16 protein-coding genes are annotated in these 16,616 nt (G+C 56.6%); 8 read left to right on the top strand and 8 right to left on the bottom strand.

All coding sequences use genetic code 11. The features are described from left to right. Positions 1 to 7 precede the first annotated feature (7 nt). Positions 8 to 502: a serine hydrolase gene (locus BLT85_RS16940; RefSeq protein ID WP_197673868.1), complete on the bottom strand. Its 495-nt coding sequence runs from the start codon at positions 500 to 502 to the stop codon at positions 8 to 10. Positions 503 to 733: 231 nt separating this feature from the next. On the opposite strand from BLT85_RS16940, the gene gnd reads away from it, so the two are divergent. From gnd to BLT85_RS16630, 3 genes are all read left to right on the top strand, one after another. Next, positions 734 to 1,666, top strand: coding sequence for a phosphogluconate dehydrogenase (NAD(+)-dependent, decarboxylating) (gene gnd / locus BLT85_RS04270; protein WP_093391991.1), 933 nt, complete (start codon positions 734 to 736; stop codon positions 1,664 to 1,666). A gap of 67 nt (positions 1,667 to 1,733) precedes the next feature. Continuing rightward, the gene (locus tag BLT85_RS04265) at positions 1,734 to 2,180 is read left to right on the top strand and encodes a DUF3010 family protein (RefSeq protein WP_093391990.1); all 447 of its coding nucleotides are present in this window, start codon (positions 1,734 to 1,736) and stop codon (positions 2,178 to 2,180) included. A gap of 431 nt (positions 2,181 to 2,611) precedes the next feature. Continuing rightward, entirely contained in the window at positions 2,612 to 5,023 is a 2,412-nt protein-coding gene (locus tag BLT85_RS16630) for a DUF6351 family protein (RefSeq protein ID WP_331456730.1), read from the top strand. Positions 5,024 to 5,355: 332 nt separating this feature from the next. Here the strand turns inward: BLT85_RS16630 and BLT85_RS04250 are convergent, their stop codons facing one another. From BLT85_RS04250 to BLT85_RS16625, 4 genes are all read right to left on the bottom strand, one after another. Continuing rightward, positions 5,356 to 7,503: a DUF6351 family protein gene (locus BLT85_RS04250; protein ID WP_157718122.1), complete on the bottom strand. Its 2,148-nt coding sequence runs from the start codon at positions 7,501 to 7,503 to the stop codon at positions 5,356 to 5,358. Positions 7,504 to 7,887: 384 nt separating this feature from the next. Further along, positions 7,888 to 8,556, bottom strand: coding sequence for a hypothetical protein (locus tag BLT85_RS04245; RefSeq protein WP_093391986.1), 669 nt, complete (start codon positions 8,554 to 8,556; stop codon positions 7,888 to 7,890). Between the two features lie 27 nt (positions 8,557 to 8,583). Then, a complete protein-coding gene (locus BLT85_RS04240; protein WP_093391985.1) occupies positions 8,584 to 9,501 on the bottom strand; it encodes a hypothetical protein in 918 nt (305 codons plus the stop codon). A gap of 280 nt (positions 9,502 to 9,781) precedes the next feature. After that, the gene (locus BLT85_RS16625; protein ID WP_157718121.1) at positions 9,782 to 10,009 is read right to left on the bottom strand and encodes a hypothetical protein; all 228 of its coding nucleotides are present in this window, start codon (positions 10,007 to 10,009) and stop codon (positions 9,782 to 9,784) included. A 235-nt stretch (positions 10,010 to 10,244) separates the two neighbouring features. On the opposite strand from BLT85_RS16625, the gene BLT85_RS04235 reads away from it, so the two are divergent. Further along, positions 10,245 to 11,060, top strand: a complete 816-nt coding sequence (locus tag BLT85_RS04235) for a DUF1206 domain-containing protein (RefSeq protein ID WP_093391984.1) — start codon at positions 10,245 to 10,247, stop codon at positions 11,058 to 11,060. 6 nt (positions 11,061 to 11,066) lie between these two features. Here the strand turns inward: BLT85_RS04235 and BLT85_RS04230 are convergent, their stop codons facing one another. Together BLT85_RS04230 and BLT85_RS16620 are read right to left on the bottom strand one after the other, a co-directional pair. After that, positions 11,067 to 11,456, bottom strand: coding sequence for a septal ring lytic transglycosylase RlpA family protein (locus BLT85_RS04230; protein WP_093391983.1), 390 nt, complete (start codon positions 11,454 to 11,456; stop codon positions 11,067 to 11,069). Beyond that, positions 11,453 to 11,629 (bottom strand): DUF6435 family protein, encoded by a 177-nt coding sequence (locus BLT85_RS16620; RefSeq protein WP_157718120.1) that lies wholly within the window; start codon positions 11,627 to 11,629, stop codon positions 11,453 to 11,455. Before BLT85_RS16620 ends, BLT85_RS04230 begins: the two co-directional genes overlap by 4 nt. A 176-nt stretch (positions 11,630 to 11,805) precedes the next feature. Between BLT85_RS16620 and BLT85_RS04225 the strand changes: the two genes are divergently transcribed. Beyond that, positions 11,806 to 12,177 (top strand): hypothetical protein, encoded by a 372-nt coding sequence (locus BLT85_RS04225; RefSeq protein ID WP_093391982.1) that lies wholly within the window; start codon positions 11,806 to 11,808, stop codon positions 12,175 to 12,177. 45 nt (positions 12,178 to 12,222) lie between these two features. Here the strand turns inward: BLT85_RS04225 and BLT85_RS04220 are convergent, their stop codons facing one another. After that, positions 12,223 to 13,542 carry a PQQ-dependent sugar dehydrogenase gene (locus tag BLT85_RS04220; RefSeq protein ID WP_231701535.1) on the bottom strand — a complete coding sequence of 440 codons (1,320 nt, stop codon included), beginning with the start codon at positions 13,540 to 13,542 and terminating at the stop codon, positions 12,223 to 12,225. A 144-nt stretch (positions 13,543 to 13,686) separates the two neighbouring features. On the opposite strand from BLT85_RS04220, the gene BLT85_RS04215 reads away from it, so the two are divergent. The 3 genes from BLT85_RS04215 to BLT85_RS04205 all read left to right on the top strand — a co-directional run bounded on the left by BLT85_RS04215 (position 13,687) and on the right by BLT85_RS04205 (position 16,517). After that, on the top strand, positions 13,687 to 14,100 hold the full coding sequence (locus BLT85_RS04215) for a DUF4174 domain-containing protein (protein WP_093391980.1): 414 nt from the start codon (positions 13,687 to 13,689) through the stop codon (positions 14,098 to 14,100). A gap of 90 nt (positions 14,101 to 14,190) precedes the next feature. Then, the gene (locus BLT85_RS04210) at positions 14,191 to 15,432 is read left to right on the top strand and encodes a cation:proton antiporter (RefSeq protein ID WP_093391979.1); all 1,242 of its coding nucleotides are present in this window, start codon (positions 14,191 to 14,193) and stop codon (positions 15,430 to 15,432) included. Between the two features lie 215 nt (positions 15,433 to 15,647). Beyond that, positions 15,648 to 16,517: an acyl-CoA thioesterase gene (locus BLT85_RS04205; protein WP_093391978.1), complete on the top strand. Its 870-nt coding sequence runs from the start codon at positions 15,648 to 15,650 to the stop codon at positions 16,515 to 16,517. Positions 16,518 to 16,616: the final 99 nt, after the last annotated feature.

Here is a 16,616-nt window from a genome sequence, read left to right as displayed (position 1 = left end):
ACGTTGTCTAGGCGGAGCCCTTGAGGTCGGGGATGTAGTCCGATACGGCATCATCGATGCTCTTGATGTGACCGTCCTTGATAGCCGCACCGACCAGTGTCGAGGTAAAGGATTTGGCCACCGAGAAGCTGGTCCAGCGACCTTCAGGGCCAAAGTCCAGCCCGTACTGCTCAAGCCGAATCTTGCCGTCATGGACGATGATCAGCGCGGCGGCGCGCTGCGATTTCATATAAGCGTCGACGTCCAGATCGATATCCAGCGGCGCACCCTCAGGTAACGGGTAGGCATTGTCACCAGCGGGAATCACCCGCGCATCCGAAAGAACCGGCAAGCGGTCCATGGCCCGGAAAGCAGCATCGCGCTGCTCGGTTGACCAGAACAGCACGCTCTCGTTGGTCGGGAAGTTCAGCGCCAGCCTGCGCATATCCTTGTCGGCCGTCGCCCACAGAACGCCGCTCCCCACCACCAGCAGCACCGCGACCGAGATGATCCATTTCTTCATGCTGAAACCCTGCTTATTGTTGTGCCGCTATCTTAGGGCAGCACATGGATGTTCAGCCGTTACTTTCTGGCCGCATACACCATGGTGATTGGGTGGTATGCGGCGATCCTTTCTCCTCGCACATCGCGCACCGCAGGCCGTCCGAATCATGAACGGTGAACTAGGCTTGAGAGAATCCTGAAAGGCACAAGCCGCCTTTTCGTAACCACAGCGAATTACCGGAGGATACTGATGCAGCTCGGCATGATTGGTCTGGGACGTATGGGCGCGAATATGGCGCAACGACTGATGCAGAGCGGGCATGAGGTGGTCGGGCTGGACGCTCAGCCGACGGTCCGCGAGGTGTTTGCGCAACAGGGAGGCCGAAGCGTGGATTCGGCAGCGAAGCTGGTGCAACAACTACCGACCCCGCGCGTGGTATGGCTGATGCTTCCTGCCGGCGTCATCACTCAAACCATGATCGACGAGCTGCTGCCGCTGCTCGAGCCAGGCGACACGCTGGTGGACGGCGGCAATTCCTTCTATCAGGACAGCATGCGCCGCTCCCGGGAATACGCACAACACCAGCTCAACTACCTAGATTGCGGTACCAGTGGGGGTATCTGGGGCCTGACCGAGGGTTACTGCCTGATGATCGGCGGGGAGCAGGCGCCCGTTGAGCGACTCACGCCGATCTTCCAGGCGCTCGCGCCCTCGCCTGACCGCGGCTGGGCCCACGTCGGACCAGCCGGTGCCGGGCATTTCAGCAAGATGGTCCATAACGGCATCGAGTACGGCATGATGCAGGCCTTGGCCGAAGGCTTCAGCATCCTCAGCAAGAAGACGGAGCTTGATCTGGACGTGCATCAAATTGCCGATCTCTGGCGCAACGGCAGCGTCGTGCGGTCATGGCTGCTGGATCTGACCGCCTCGGCGCTGAAGGACAACCCAGGATTGAAGGGGATCGCTCCTTATGTCCGCGACTCAGGCGAAGGGCGATGGGCTGTAGCCGAAGCAATCGCGCTGGATGTTTCGGCGCCAGTGATCACCCTGGCGCTGCTCGAGCGGCTACGCTCGCGCGAGCCCGACTCCTACGGCGACAAGCTCTTGGCCGCCATGCGTAACAGCTTCGGCGGGCACGCGTTCATCCCAGATACCTCCCAACCATTCAAACCACTCGACTAAGCGGCAATCGACAGATCCGCCCAGCGTTTGCGCTACACTGCGCCAATTCAGCTAGATGGGGTGTTCCATGAGAGTGTGTGGCGTTGAGATCAACAGTAATGACGTGAACGTGTGCTTGTTGTCGTTGAGCGACGACATCTTTGAGCTACCCGATTTTCGCTCTCGGAAGCTGACCCTGAAGGACGTCAACAGCACGACTGAATTGCGCTATTTCCAGCAGACCTTTGCCAAGCTGATGGAGGACTACCAGGTAGACCAGGTTGTCATCCGCCAGCGACCAATGAAGGGCAAGTTTGCTGGCGGCGCGGTCGGTTTCAAGCTGGAGGCGGCCATCGAGCTGATCACCGACCTGAACGTGGTCATCATGTCGACGACTGATATCAAGGACTCGCTGAAGCGCAACCCGATTCAGATCGATTATGCCGGCACCGGCCTCAAGGCCTTTCAGGAAGTGGCTTTCAATACAGCCTATGCGTATTTGATGAAGGACAAGTACGCAGTCAAAGACAGCTAAAGGTTTGACGGTTAACAGCTCGGTACCGAAGCGTCAGTCTCGGCCCGCTTGGCGACCTTTCAGGCCAGTAGCCTCAGCCAACCGGATCCGACCAGTAGTAGGCCCCTCAAGCGATTGAACGACGCAAGTGGACGACCGCAGCCAGCGGACGGCCTCTGCCAGGCCAGGCTAGGCTAGGCCTAGACGAAACGGTAGCGTCATCAGCTAGGCCGGTGCGTTTGCGCTCGCAAAAAAACGCTCACCACTGCAATGGCGTCAATCCAAAGCTTGCATTTCATCAACAGTAGTATGGATGTGGTCCAGTTGCTTCGTAGTTTTGCCTCGCCTTAACGTTGCTGTTTCAACAAATGGCAGTCAAGATGTGCCAACGTGATCAAGACAAAGCTGCGCTTTTAGACACATTCATATGCTAACGAAAAAAGGAATTTTCGATGCGACAAGAACGGAAGTGGGCTCCATTACTCGCCGTATCTCTAATTATTCTCCTGGGTGGATGCAAAAACAATCGAGGTGCACCGGATTTAGATCAAGAGCATTCGGAGCAAAGCACAGAGTTACCTCAGGTACGCGCCCTAGCGCTATTGCCCGCACCGATGCCACTAGTTAGAAAGCCCCTTCCAGTCTCGAGATCAGCCGAGATTAAGGGTGTCATCAGTCTTTCAAATGACCCTGCTCTAGTGTCAGGCAATGACGTGTTGGTCGAGGTACTGGTCACGAACCTAATGGAAGCAGCTGCCGATGTCATTGTAACGCTTAACGGTGTCGTCGTAACGAGCGAATTCGGGCTGCGAGCGCAAAATCGATACATTGGGCTAGTCTCAGGTCTTGAAGTTGGCGAAAACACTATCGTTGCTTCATCCTGGGCAAATCCGTCGTTGTCCGCGCGGTTGGTAGTAACGAACCATTCTTCGTCGGGACCAATATTTTCTGGTCCGCATTTACAGCCCTGGGTCTGTGCTCAGCCTAAAGAAAAATGGGTGACAGTGACCGATCCGGCGACTGGACGATCGGCCGAGATGACCGCACCTGTAAGCGGGCTGGCCGTAGAGCCGGACGCAAACTGTGACATGGCTAGCGAAACCCGCTATTACTACCAACCGCTAGCTCGAGCGGAAAGCTTCTGCTTTATGACTATAGAGGGCGAAAAGCCTTGCTTCATCCCGTTCAATCCTGCCACCCCACCGGCCGATAGTGACATTGCGCGATTCACCAATGACCGAGGCGATACAGTTCGTAGCATTATAGCGGTAGAGCGCGGTGCGCTAAACCGAGGGATGTTCTCCTTAGTGACTTTCCATGACCCGGCTCAGCCGCATCACGCTGCACAACCCCAGAAGGGCTGGAACAACAAGGTCGTCTTCTCTTTTGCAGGAAATATTTGGGGGAGCCGACGCCAGGCACCACCAAACTCTCCTTTCTTTAACGAAGCCGCCCTTCGGGCTGGTTACATGCTTGCAACGACCACGCTGACTGACCATTCCAGCAGTTCCAATCATGCCGTCGGAGCTGAAGCACTGATGATGATGAGAGAACGTATCGTAGAGACTTACGGCCCAATTCGATACGCAGTGGGGACTGGAAGTTCGGGCGGCTCGCTCACGCAGCTGTCCATAGCGTCAGCGTATCCTGGTCTTCTGGACGGGCTCATTACAGAACAAACCCATGCCGATGAACTCACCACCAGCATCGAAGCGATAGACTGTGGTCTGTTTAGCGCTACTGGTGGCTATCTTTCTAACTTCCCTACGCTTGACTGGCAGGAACGAGACCGCATGTCGATGACATTTAGCGGCCACTACGATTTCAGTCATTGCCTCAGCTTGAATGGCGGACGGTTGCAGGCACTCAACCCTAGCTCGCATACAAGCTGTGGCCCCACGTTCCATCCGTACTTGCAATATAATCCGACCCACCATCCCGGCGGCGTGAGATGTTCTCATCTCGAACACAACGTTAACCTGCTCGGCCGACATACTGGCCCGGACGGCGTAACGAGAGCTGGCCATCCATTGGATAATACTGGGATTCAGTATGGTTTGCTGTCTTTGAGGAACGGCACCATGTCCCCGGAAGAGTTCGTGCATATCAATGAAAACATTGGTTACTACAGTCAGGACCATGTAAGAGTCGCGGGCCCTCGGCGAAGTGTTGCAACACTCGAAAGCTTGGAAAGGGCTTATCGCTCAGGAATGGTCACCGACGGCCGTTACCTGGGCAACGTGCCGATCATCGACCTCCGAATAAATGAAACGTCCTGGAGTCAAGACTTAAACTGGCGCTCTCAGTCGGTACGTCAGCGGCTCGTTGACGTTCATCATCACCATGACAACCACGTGATCTGGGCGTTCCATTCCATGCCCCCGCTGAGCGAGGCGGCGTTTAAGACCATGGATAGTTGGCTCAGCGCAATAGAAAAGGATGATACCCCGCGCCTCCTAACGGAGAAGGTGATCGTTGCGAAGCCTGCTGAAGCAACCGATCGCTGTTTGGCCGGCACGGGACAAGGCGCGGTGCAGGAAATGAGCCTTGATGCGCCAGAGTGTCCCGTAAAATTCAACCTGTCACCCCGCCAGGTTGCAGGTGGACCAGCGACTGAGAATATACTCAAGTGTCGACTCAAACCGCTCGATTTGAAGAGTAAGGATTATACGTTCGCCGGCAGTGGTGATCGGATAACCTTTACAGCACACCAGCAAGACCGGCTACAGAAGGTGTTCGCTGACGGTGTGTGTGATTGGGGTAAGCCAGGCGTGGGACAGCAACTGAACCCAGGCTGGATGAGTTACGTCAATGGCCCCGACGCTGTGCCGTTAGAGTTAGCCTGGTTCGAACGTCCGGAATGATTGGTAGGCATCCGGGTAATCGAGCTAGAGCTGTGCAGACGAGAACAACAAGCGTTAGGATCGGGCATAACGCCTTGCTTCGCCTCGATCGAGTACAGATGAGTTAGTGTTCTCCGTCAAAATAACTCGGTTTGCCGAAACTCGCCTTCTACCGGTCTGGGTTGAGCGAACGCTTTGACGAGCGCGCCATCGAGCGCTCCCGCTGCCGGCTTCACAGGGCCTATGTTGGTTCCAGGTATCGCTGGATCCACTATGCCTCTCATCGAGAAGCGTACGCGTCGCCTATAGCCAATCCTCCGATCTACCGTGTTTCGTCATCACACTGGCAACCTTTATTTCTCGCCAGGACCATACGAAGTTAACTCTAGAGGTTTTCCGTCGGGGCCATCGGCGAAGCTCATCCAACCGGGACTGGCTTGCTGACCAACCCCCGGCTTCGTCCAATCGCAGACGCCCTCTGCAAAGACGGACTTCAGTCGCACTCGCTGTTCTGAAGTAAAGACTATCGCAGCACCATTTTCAATCAGAGTGTAATCATCACTTTCCAGAACAAGCGGCTTGAGTTGGCACTTAAGTACGTCTTCGGCGAGCGGCCCCCCAGCGACCTGGCGAGGTGACATACCAAACTTCACCGGACAGTCCTGGGAGCCCCATCCTATATCTATTATCTCTAGATCGAACTTAGTCAAGCATTGATCAGTAACGTCCGTTGGTTTAGCTGCTGCCACCTTTTCCGCATTGGAACGATCGGTATCATCTGCTTCGACAGTCTCCAACCAACGGTCCATCGCGGTGAAAGCGTTTATTTGAGGGGGGGATATTGAGGAATATGCCCAAATGATATGATTGTCGTAACGGCCGTTTGCGTCAGTTAATCTCTTGCGCAGAGGAAGGACTCTCCAGCTCAGCGTATTGCTCCAAGCCTGCTCGCTTGGCCGCATGTCAATAATTGCGACGCTTGCCAGGTGACGCCCATTCGTCACCATTCCTGAACGATAAGCTCTTTCTAGAGCCTCAACCTTAGCTTCGTTCCTACGTACTCCAGGAACACGACTGAAGTCCCCATCGTGCTGACCAATATTTTCGTTCAAGTGCACGAACCGCTCGGGTGAGATGGTGCCACGACGCAGAGCCATCAAGCCGTACTGCACCCCCACGTTATCCAGTGGCTGGTTTGCTCGGGTAACACCGTCTGGGTAGGCGCTGCTGCCAAGCATGTTGACATTATGTTCTACATGCGAGCAACGCACACCGCCGGGGTTTTCTGTCGGATGGAATACGAGGCTGGATGGAAAAATCTCGCCGCAATTTGTTGCGAAACCCGGTCTCGCGCCCCATAGATGATAATCTTGGTTCAAGTTTACACAATTACTAGCAGCGAAATGACCGCTAAAGCTAAGTGCCAACTCGTCTTGCTCGTCCGAAGGAATGGTTGAAAGATATCCACCGGGACCACTGAACAGCGCGCACTCAGAGGCTTCGATACGCATGGTCAATTCATCCGCGGTACTTTCGCTGACAACCAATCCATTAATCAGCCCTGGATAACTGCCAGCTACAGACAGCGCAGCGGTGGACCCACCTTTAGCCCCGATGCCTACGGTGTAGCGAATTGGCCCGTACGTTTCTACGATTCGCTCTTTTAACATCATAAGCGCTTCCGCGCCTACGGCGTGATTGAAGTTGTTCCTGTAGTCATTCAAGGTCGTGTTGACGAACATATACCCTGCATGCAGCGCCAGCACTACAGGATCAGGGAAATAGCCCGACGAAGGGATTTGGTATCGGCCGCCCCATATATTCCCTCCGAAATTAAGAATCAACTTATTGTTCCAACCTTTCTGCGGTTGCGCGGGGTGATGAGGTTTCTCAGGATCGTGATACACCATTAAATAATACATCCCTCGATTCAGTGCCCCGCGCTCAACCGCAAGGATTTTTCGAACAGTATCACCTCGATCATTCTTGAATCTGGCGATCTCGTTATCGAGTGGAGGATTGGCGACATCAAACGGAATGAAGCACGCGTTCGGTGAATGAGTATCGGGCCTGCAATAACCTGAGATGCTGGCGGGCTGGTAGTAATAGCTCACTTCCTGTGGGATATTGCAGTCTGAGTCCGGCAGGTTGGACAATCCGCTTACACGTGCCTCCGCTTCTGCGGAATCTCCGCTGGCCGGGTTAACAACTGTAACTGTGGTTGGGCTCGGCTGAGCACAAATCCAAGGCTGAAGATGCGGGCCAGAAAATATAGGTCCTGAGGATGGATGATTTCTTACGATTAGTTGCGCGGACGACGACGGGTTGGTGCGGGACGATGCGATGATCGTGTTTTCGCCAATTTCAAGACCGGAAACTAGCCCGATAATGCGATGTTGCGTTCGCAAATCGAATTCGCTCGTAACGTCGACACCGTTCAGCGTAACCAACACGTCTGCCACTGCGTCCATGGGATTGGAGACCAATACCTCGACTAACACGTCATTCCCTGACACTAGGGCAGGGTCATTTGAAGCGCTAACGACCTCCTCGATCTGAGCCGATCGCGATACTGGAAGCGGTTTCCTAATCAAGGGCGTCGCTGGAGGTATTGCTGCTGCCAGGTCGCTCGACTGAGTTATCAGTGTGCGTGGCTGAGAATACCCGGCGTCTGACCCCGCTCCGCCTCGATCGTCCTTACATCCTCCGAGCGCTATAGCTAAATAGATGGTGAGCGTCGGAAACCACTTTCCTCTTGGTTGCATCGAAAATTCCCTTTTCTTTCGGCATTTGACTCTAGCGAAATGCAGTGTTTATCGCGACGCAATCTGCGCATTCTCGCCGCCTTTTTCCTTTTTCGCACAAGCGGAGGTCGCCGCCTCCCCTCAGGGAAACCGCCTAATAACATCGTTTTGCATAACGCCAGATTTCGCATGCAGACTATCGGGCGGGCAGACTCCTACCAGGGGGCGTTGGCCGACGGTGTATGCGCACCCGTAGTTGAAATCTGCGACTATCTCTGGAGTGAGCACGTCATCACCGGTCGGCTTGACACCTTGATTCACCCACTGCAGCCAATCGGCGAGCGCTACCTGGTATTCACCTGCCGAGAAGTCGCAATGACCTGGCGCCCGAATCGCTCGCTGCACAAGCCAATCGTCATTCCCGCTTGCGATCGCCCGCTCACGGTATAACTGCTGATGACGGAACGGTACATAGAAGTCGCCGAGCGTGTGCATAGTCAGCACCGGCACATCGAAATCTCCGTTTACCAATGGAATCCAACGCACCCCATCGTCGCGAAGGGGATTCGCATCCGGGTCAGCGGTAACTCGAGAGACCCCGGCGTTAAAGATAAACTCTTCCATGGTCTTCGCTGGAGTACCGGAAAACCGATAAAACTGACTTTCATTACCGTAAAAGTTTTTTCCCAGAATTCCGTTGATCGTCCCGTCACCGCCGCCGGTGCTCATAACCACATCTTGGTACACGGACATGAAGCCTAACGTAAAGACAGGCCGCTGACCTCCGGTCAAATACGTAGCGATGTTCATCAAGGGGTACCCGCCGAATCCCGTGGGCTAGAGCCATTTCGGCTCGCCGGGTGGTTGTCGAAAGAACAGGGCGTCTACCATCGGACCGAAGCGGACTAGCGATGGCAGGGTATCGACATACTGAAACTGGCCGACTAGTTCTGGAAATTTGGAGTAGTCTTCATCACCGTATCCAGCTAGTTCCATCATCAACCAAGTGTAATCTCCGAGCCATTGAAATTGGTTCTGCTCGGATTGACAGAAAGGTGCAGCGCCTTCGTAGGGGACCTTGGAGTTGGTGCGCTCATTGTTCTCTCGGTCGACTGCAGCGGCGGCAACGTGCCCGCCCATGCCCGCGCCGGAAATAAGATACTGATTAGGTACAGAAAGCCGTGCACCTGAATCACGCTCGACATAGCTCATCACGTTCAGAGCGAGCTTGTTGGTATCTTCCAAGCCGGCCCGGGCGTCATAGAAATTGGCCGAATAGGACGAAGCCGCCCAAGCGTACCCCGCACCTATGACCGCTTGGCGCCATGCGGCGGGAGGCGTAGGCAAAGTCAGGATATCGCCGTCGCCGGCATAACCGCGAGCCCACATAATCAGGCCATCTCCATCCCAGCCGTCAGGCACCTCCAGTACGTACAACGCATCGCCTTGCAGAGCATCATACTTACCGAGATAGATTTCGGCGTCCTGAAGCGCCGCTGGAGGAACGATCGGAAGCTCCGCTTGGAAAACGCGGTAGTCATGAGCGCGCCTTGTATGCTCCGCGACTGGAAGAGGTTTCCTTATCAAGGGCGTCGCGGGTATCCCTGCTGCCAGGCCGCTCGACTGAGTTATCAATATGCGTGGTTCAGAATGCTTGGCGTCGGACTCCGCTCCGCCTCGATCTTCCTTGCATCCCCCCAGCGCGATAGCTAAAGAGATGGCGACCGTCGGAAACCACTTCCCCCTTGGTTGCATCGAAAATTCCTTTTTCGTTCGGCATACGATCTAGCGAAAGGCAAAGTTTATCACCACCCCGCTTTGCGCGTCCTGCCACCTTTCCAAAAACCGCTCGCGTCGGAATCTGGGTTTTGGGCAAGCGCTGCTTTGGACCAACGCGGCCGAGCACGCTGAACCGAAGCATGTAGGTTGCCCAAATCGGGAGAACAAGCCAGGCTGTGGCGGAAGCGGTTAAATTGACACATCATCGGTTTTCAACCGCGCGGCTGCCCGTACAAGCCTAGACAATCTCGCATCCTTAATGCATCGCCTGAAAAAGTGCCGCCCGGCTCCGCACAGCACCCGCTTTCATTTCGTCGATATAGCTCATTCCGGTTAACGCAAGTCCGGAAGCGCCGTGATAGTTTTGGCATGCCGGTGCGCAGATGTCGCCAGCAGTGCCAGGCGCAGAGCCAACAGACCAATTCAAACCGTACGGATGCGCTGTTTCCAGCAACAGCAACAGCAACACAACAACAAAGGACATTACTTTTTACCCTCGGAGAACGTGTGTCTTGGGGCGCTGGAAACGCAGGCCCGGCGTCAGCTCACTCGCAACTGCCGCCATTCTCCCGTCTACGCACACCTCTCCGCTCTTCCTGAACCAACCCCCGCGTTTGACCTCCTACATCTTTTGGAGTCCGAGTAGGTAGGCCTCCACGCAGTCATCCGACCGAGTATTCGCCTGCTGCGGGTGATGCTTTCAACTGAAGGAACTGGTCATGGTAGACAAATCTGAAAAATTTAGCTGGCTGGTACGCTTGGGCTTTGCCGCTCGTGGGGTGGTGTATCTTCTGCTCGGTTACCTCTTCCTGGCTGCCACAGGGCAAAGCCAGGCAAGCGAGGGTCCGCAAGGCGTTTTTGATTACCTGCAGGAAGTGCCAGGTGGCACCCCCATACTCTATTTGTGCGCACTGGGTCTGGTCGGCTATGCGCTCTACCGCCTGTCTTCACTGCTTTTTGACGCAGAAAATTATGGCCGAGACAAGAAGGGCATTGCCCAGCGGCTGGGGCACGGTGCCAGCGGCCTGGCCCACCTGGTGCTGGCGTACACCGCCTTCCAGTTCGCCCAGGGTAATCAGCAATCCTCCGGCGGCGGGGGCGGAGGGGAAGCACAACAAGCGACCAATACCATATTGTCGATGGAGTTCGGGGCCATCGTGGTAGGGATTGTTGGTCTGTGCTTCCTGGGGGCTGCATTGGCTCAAGCAAAAAAAGCTATTTCGGGCGAATTCATGCAACGGATTTCGCCCCGCGCACCTGGTTTCACCAAATTCATCGGCCACGCTGGTTTCGCTGCCAGAGCAGTGGTCTTTGCGGTGATCAGTTGGTCCTTTGTGCAATCGGCGTGGCTGTCCAGTTCTTCGCAGGTCAAGACACTGGGCGAGGCAGTCTCCTCCCTGAGAGATGCCGGCGTGTTATTCACGCTGGTGGCGATCGGCCTGTTGCTGTTTGGTGTGTTCAGTCTGGTAATGGCGGGGTATCGCACGGTACCTGACCTTGACCCGGACGGTATGAAACCCTCTTACCGCAGCTGACGGACATCACTTGATCACTTCGATCTTCACCTTCAGCACCCCCGCAGAGGTGTTGCCGATCTTGCTGAACGCCGACTTGGACAGGTCAATGATCCGCCCGCGCACAAAGGGGCCGCGGTCGTTGATCCGGACCACCACGCTCTTGCCCGTCTGAAGGTTGGTCACCCGCACCTGAGAGCCGAAGGGCAACTTCTTGTGCGCGGCGGTATTCAGCTTGTGGCTATAGCGCTCACCGTTGGCGGTCTTCTGGTTCTGGTGGTGGTCCGCGTAGAAGGACGCCAGCCCGGTTTCGGTGAAGCCAACAGACGTACCGCCCTCGCCCTCTGGGACGGCACTGCAGCCCACAAGGGCAACGATGAACAGGGATAACATCAGGCGAGAGGCCAGTTCATTCATCCTCGCTGTTTCTCCAACGGCTCCAGCTGCTTCCACAGCGTATCGGCCTCCTGAGTCAGCATGGAGTACGTGCGAATATCGCCGTTACGCTGCGCCTGCATGGCCGCTTCCAGCTTGGCGTTGTACTGCTTGCGCAACTTCTTTGCCGGGTCGCTCTTGAATAGGCCGAACATTATGGGTTCTCTCGAGATGAGTGTTTGCTCAGTCTACGGGATGCCCGCCAGTTCGCACGCCGGGATGTGTAACGAGTCACGTTGCGGCTCCCTCGCACGTCGTAAGCAGGTAAACTGACGGCAACCTTCATTGATCGGCAACGGGCTGGGTGTTGCCGCCAAACCGGATACTTCAGATGCTTGTCTACTTTCTTGTTGCCTGTGACCGCCTGGAAGAAAAGCGGGAAAAGAAACTACGGCAGAGCCTGCCTGAACTGCAGGCGGCCTTACAGGCTTATGCCGAAGCCAATACGGCTAACGATGTCACCCTGATCAACGCCTGCGACAGCGAGGACTGTGCTGATTGGGAGCTGGGCATCAGCCAGCCGGTGACGAAAAACATTCACCTGAACTACCCGGTGGACCTGTTCAATGGCCTGGCCAAGCAATACGGCATTGACTGTGAGGTGGGGTCTATCGAAAACGGCGAACGCGAGCCGGTCAGCTACTTCGGTGCGCACGAAGGCAAGGGTGAAGCGTTCTTGATCGCGGAATATCTGGAGTTGTAACGCGAGGCGTAGCAGAGCCAGCACCAGGCTGGCTCTGCTATCGATCTACTCCTTCGGCGTCAGCTTCAGCAGCGTGCCGTTGCCTCCACGCCGACCATCTTCCAGGAGCCAGACTGCGCCGTCCGGTCCTTGCTCGACCTCGCGTATACGACGCTCCAGATCAAAGCGTTCCGCCTCCCGGGCGTTTTCTCCATCGAACGCGACACGCACCAACCCATTGGATGAGAGGCCGCCGATAAAGCCGCTACCCTTCCACTCCGGGAAAAGCTCGCCGTCATAAATGATGAACCCTGCCGGTGAAATGACCGGCGTCCAGGTGATAACGGGCGCCTCAAACTCTGGGCGGGTATCGTGATCGGGGATGTCCCTGCCGTCATAGTGCTCGCCGTTGGATACGATCGGGTAACCGTAGTTGGCACCCTTTTCGATCAGGTTCAGCTCATCGCCACCTTCTGGCCCCATTTCATGGGCCCACAACCTGCCGTCAGCATCGAATGCCATGCCGAGAATATTGCGGTGACCCAACGACCAGACCTGGGCCGCCACCTCGCCCTGATCGGTAAAAGGATTACCGTCAGGCACGCTGCCGTCGGCGTTCAGTCTGATCATTTTGCCCAGATTACCGTCCATGTCCTGAGCCGGGTCGAACTTTTGCCGCTCGCCGGAGCTGATCCACAGCTTTCCTTCATCATCAAAGGCAAGCCGGTGACTGAAATGACCATCGCCAGACACCTTCGGTGTCTGCCGCCAGATAACTTCCAGATCTTCAAGCTCGCCGCCACCATTCTCGTCCAATACCAGCCGCGCCCGGGCGACCGCCGCACCAGAACCGCCGTCTCCAGCCTCGACATAGCTGATATAGATCTGCTGATTATCCTTGAACTGCGGATGCACGAGCACATCACCCAGGCCACCCTGTCCGGCTTGAACCACGTCGGGCACGCCCTCGATGCTGCCGGTCTCGCCTTTGTCGAGATCGTGCAAACGCAGGTTACCCGCCATCTCTGTCACCAGCAGTCGGCCGTCTGGCAGGAATGTCATGGCCCAGGGTTGCTCGAACCGCGTCACCTCGCTGACGGAAAACGGCGTACCAGAATCGGTTGATTCCGCCTCGTCCTGATCCGATGCCGCCGTTGTTTCAGCAGATTCGGTATCGGCCGCACTGGAAGACGATTCTGCAGGAGCTGCCTGGGCTGAATTGGACGGCGCAGAAGCTTGATCTGTGTCATCTGCGTTTGTTGAGTTGTCGCAGGCCGTCAACAGCCCAAGAGTAGCGAGAAAAATCAGGGAATGTCTGAAAGGGACCATGAGTGCTCCTGAAGGGTAATCCATTGTTCTGCCATGACGGCCGAAGTGTGATCGCACAGTGACTGCTACGATATTAGCTTCCGGTTCTCATCGGTCCACTCACCATAGGCTGGGTATGGTTACTTTTGATGTATCGGTACGCTCGGGGATCAGTTCACTGGCGTCCATACGGGCCTGGGCCAAGTATCTGGAGATCAATCTATGCGGTACATCACCCTCCTTCTTCTCCTGTTCAGTCTCTGTGCGCAAAGCAGCGAGCAACCTATGCTGACCGACCTTTCCAGCTTGCAATGGCAAAACCGGATCATCGTTGTTAATGAAGTGGCCGACGCAGAGAAGGCAGCATCCCTACTCGAAGACAATGCAGCCGGCGTTACAGATCGCGATCTCCTCTGGCTGGTATTCAAGGACTCCAGAACCCTTACCAACTACTCGGGACCAATGGCACCGGAGCTAAAGGCCAACACCCTGCAGACCTACCGGATCGAGCCCGGCCAGGTGATCCTGATCGGTAAGGATGGCGGAGTGAAAGACCGGCTGGACCAGGTCGATCTAGAGGCTCTGTTTGCGGACATCGATGCAATGCCCATGCGCCGCAACGAGATGCGGGAGTGAATCAGCGGATAAAGGGGTCAGTTTGAACTGGCCGCAGTCCCCGAGCGAAATGCTCATCTGACCCTAGTTTTTTTCTTGGAGCATCCACTCATGATCGAACTGCCTATCTCCGACCCGATGCTCCAGTTAACCGTATTGGCAGTAGGGGTGCTATTGGTGCACCTGCTCTTCCAGCGGCTGAGCATTCCGGCGTTGGTCGGGCTGCTGGTGATCGGCATGCTGGTCGGCCCCGGCGGCTATGAGCTCGTGCCGTCCGAGCCGGTGGTCGGGCTGCTCGGCACCGTCGGGCTCGTCTACATCATGTTCCTCGCCGGCATCGAGATCGACCTTGAGGTGGTCCGCCATCACAAGGCTGAGGCGATCGGATTCGGACTTACAACGTTCATCCTGTCGATGGTATCAGCGGTGGGTGTCGGCCTCGTATTCGCCGATGGCTGGGCTGGTGCGTTGTTGATCGGGGCGGCCTTGTCGTCGCATACGTTGCTCGGCTATCCGATCATCAAGCGGCAAAAGCTAATGCACCACCGCCCTATCGTCGCGACCATCGGCGGCACATTGCTGACCGACACGCTCGCTTTGGTGATGCTGGTCCTGGTGCTTCAGTCAGCCGGCGGCGATACGAAGGGGCCTGACGGCTACCTGCCGCTGGTATTGCTCGTCGCACTGGTTGCCGTCGGCCTTCTCGTCTTACCGCGTTCCAGCCGTTGGTTTTTTGAGCGCCCATGGGCACACCGTGCCGATAAGGCACTCGCAGTGCTGGCCGTGTTGTTCGTGTTATCGATGGCCGCTGAACTGATAGGCACCAAGAATATCCTGGGGGCATTCCTTGCCGGTCTGTGCTTGAATCGGTCGTTGAAGTCGCAGCCGCCGCTACTTGAGCACGTCCGCTTCGCGGGTCAGGTGCTGTTCATCCCGTTCTTTTTCCTCTCAACCGGCATGCGCCTCGAGCTCGACGTGCTGCTCGGCGGCAGCGAAGCATGGCTGGAGGCTGCAATGCTGCTGCTCGCAATCGTATTCGCAAAGTTTGCCGCCGCCTGGGCGACCGGCTGGTGGTTCGGCTACCGGCCGACCGCCCGAATCGTCATGGCATCACTCGCACTGCCCCAGGCTGCTGCGACGCTCGCGGTGGCAGTCACTGCGCTCCAGGCCGAGCTGATCGATGCAACAACCGTCGACGCAATCATCATCGTAATTTTCGTGACCTGCCTTGTTGGGCCGATGATCACGCGCTTTGCTGGGAGGCGGATAGCCAAAGATGCGGAGGCTGAGGCTGACGTTAAAGACAAACAGGGCGGCGATAGTCAGGTGGAACCAGAAGAGCCGGCTCGCTGAAGTTCAAGCGACTCCGCAGTTCTAGTCTTGAGCAGATACTTCCAGCACATGGTACTGGCATGCGCACGCTTGGAGAAATGGGGCCAGACGAACGCTTCTGGCTAAATTAAGGTTCTTCTGACCCCGTTAATGTAGACGCTGAACAGCGCAGGTCGGCTGTGCTAAGGTTCCCCTCCGCTGGAAGCGCTTCCAAATTGGCACGAGAACCTCACCTCATGAACCAACCGAAACAGAAGAGCTCGCTATCCGACCTGTTGGAGGTGGACCGGATCGACGAGACTCACTTCATCGGGCACCGCCTTGAGGGCGATCGCGGCCGAATCTTTGGCGGCGAAGTGCTGGCCCAGGCGCTCATGGCGGCCTCCAACACGGTGGCCCCGGACAAACAGGTGCATTCCGCCCACAACTATTTCATGCGCCCGGGCGACAGCGCCTTGCCGATCCACTATGAGGTCTTCGCCGACCTGGACGGCCGCAGCTTCAGCAACCGCCGGGTGGTCGCCCGGCAGAACGACAAGCCGATCTTCAGCCTGACGGCGTCGTTCCAGGCGCCCGAGCCGGGGCTGGCCCACCAGCAACCGATGCCAGAAAAACGCGGCCCGGAAGGCTTGCCGAATGAGCGAGAACTCGCCCAGGTGCACGCCGACCAGCTTCCTGAGGCGCTCTACCCCATGCTCAGCCGGGAGCGCCCTTTCGAGGTCCGGCCGGTTAACGGTGATGCCAACTTCCTGAAAGTCGAGCCGACGGACCAGCAGAGCATGTGGTTCCGCAGCCGCGAGTCGATAGGGGATAGCGCGCCATTGCAACGAGCCACCCTCGCCTACGCGTCGGATCTGTCCCTGCTCAGTACCTGCATGCGGCCTCACGGCGTGACCTGGCGCGACCCCCAGATTCGCTCCGCCAGCATCGACCACGCCATCTGGTTTCACGCCGCTGAAATCCGAACCGAGGACTGGATGCTATACGTTATGGACAGCCCATGGTCCGGAGCCTCGCGCGGACTCAACCGAGGCAGCATCTACAGCCAGGATGGCCAGTTGGTCGCTTCGGTGGCGCAAGAGGGTCTGATCAGGATGGTGGAGTAAGCGCTATAAGCGGCTTTTGATTAAGAGTGCAGATTTACTTTGTCTGGGCAGCCTGGGCCACGGCGCTCCGCACGTAGGCCCAACGTCGCGCCAATAAAC

Origin of the sequence: Halopseudomonas xinjiangensis (assembly GCF_900104945.1) — a bacterium.
Lineage (GTDB): Bacteria > Pseudomonadota > Gammaproteobacteria > Pseudomonadales > Pseudomonadaceae > Halopseudomonas > Halopseudomonas xinjiangensis.
Note: the sequence above shows the minus strand (reverse complement) of the source record. Positions and strands in the feature narration are given on the sequence as shown.

Coding starts and splice junctions, on each gene's coding strand:
- BLT85_RS04235 (WP_093391984.1), top strand. CDS start 10,245: ATGGTAGACAAATCTGAAAAATTTAGCTGGCTGGTACGCTTGGGCTTT.
- BLT85_RS04240 (WP_093391985.1), bottom strand. CDS start 9,501: ATGCAACCAAGGGGGAAGTGGTTTCCGACGGTCGCCATCTCTTTAGCT.
- BLT85_RS04265 (WP_093391990.1), top strand. CDS start 1,734: ATGAGAGTGTGTGGCGTTGAGATCAACAGTAATGACGTGAACGTGTGC.
- BLT85_RS16940 (WP_197673868.1), bottom strand. CDS start 502: ATGAAGAAATGGATCATCTCGGTCGCGGTGCTGCTGGTGGTGGGGAGC.
- BLT85_RS04215 (WP_093391980.1), top strand. CDS start 13,687: ATGCGGTACATCACCCTCCTTCTTCTCCTGTTCAGTCTCTGTGCGCAA.
- BLT85_RS16620 (WP_157718120.1), bottom strand. CDS start 11,629: ATGTTCGGCCTATTCAAGAGCGACCCGGCAAAGAAGTTGCGCAAGCAG.
- BLT85_RS04225 (WP_093391982.1), top strand. CDS start 11,806: ATGCTTGTCTACTTTCTTGTTGCCTGTGACCGCCTGGAAGAAAAGCGG.
- BLT85_RS04230 (WP_093391983.1), bottom strand. CDS start 11,456: ATGAATGAACTGGCCTCTCGCCTGATGTTATCCCTGTTCATCGTTGCC.
- BLT85_RS16630 (WP_331456730.1), top strand. CDS start 2,612: ATGCGACAAGAACGGAAGTGGGCTCCATTACTCGCCGTATCTCTAATT.
- BLT85_RS04210 (WP_093391979.1), top strand. CDS start 14,191: ATGATCGAACTGCCTATCTCCGACCCGATGCTCCAGTTAACCGTATTG.
- BLT85_RS04205 (WP_093391978.1), top strand. CDS start 15,648: ATGAACCAACCGAAACAGAAGAGCTCGCTATCCGACCTGTTGGAGGTG.
- BLT85_RS04245 (WP_093391986.1), bottom strand. CDS start 8,556: ATGAACATCGCTACGTATTTGACCGGAGGTCAGCGGCCTGTCTTTACG.
- gnd (WP_093391991.1), top strand. CDS start 734: ATGCAGCTCGGCATGATTGGTCTGGGACGTATGGGCGCGAATATGGCG.
- BLT85_RS16625 (WP_157718121.1), bottom strand. CDS start 10,009: ATGTCCTTTGTTGTTGTGTTGCTGTTGCTGTTGCTGGAAACAGCGCAT.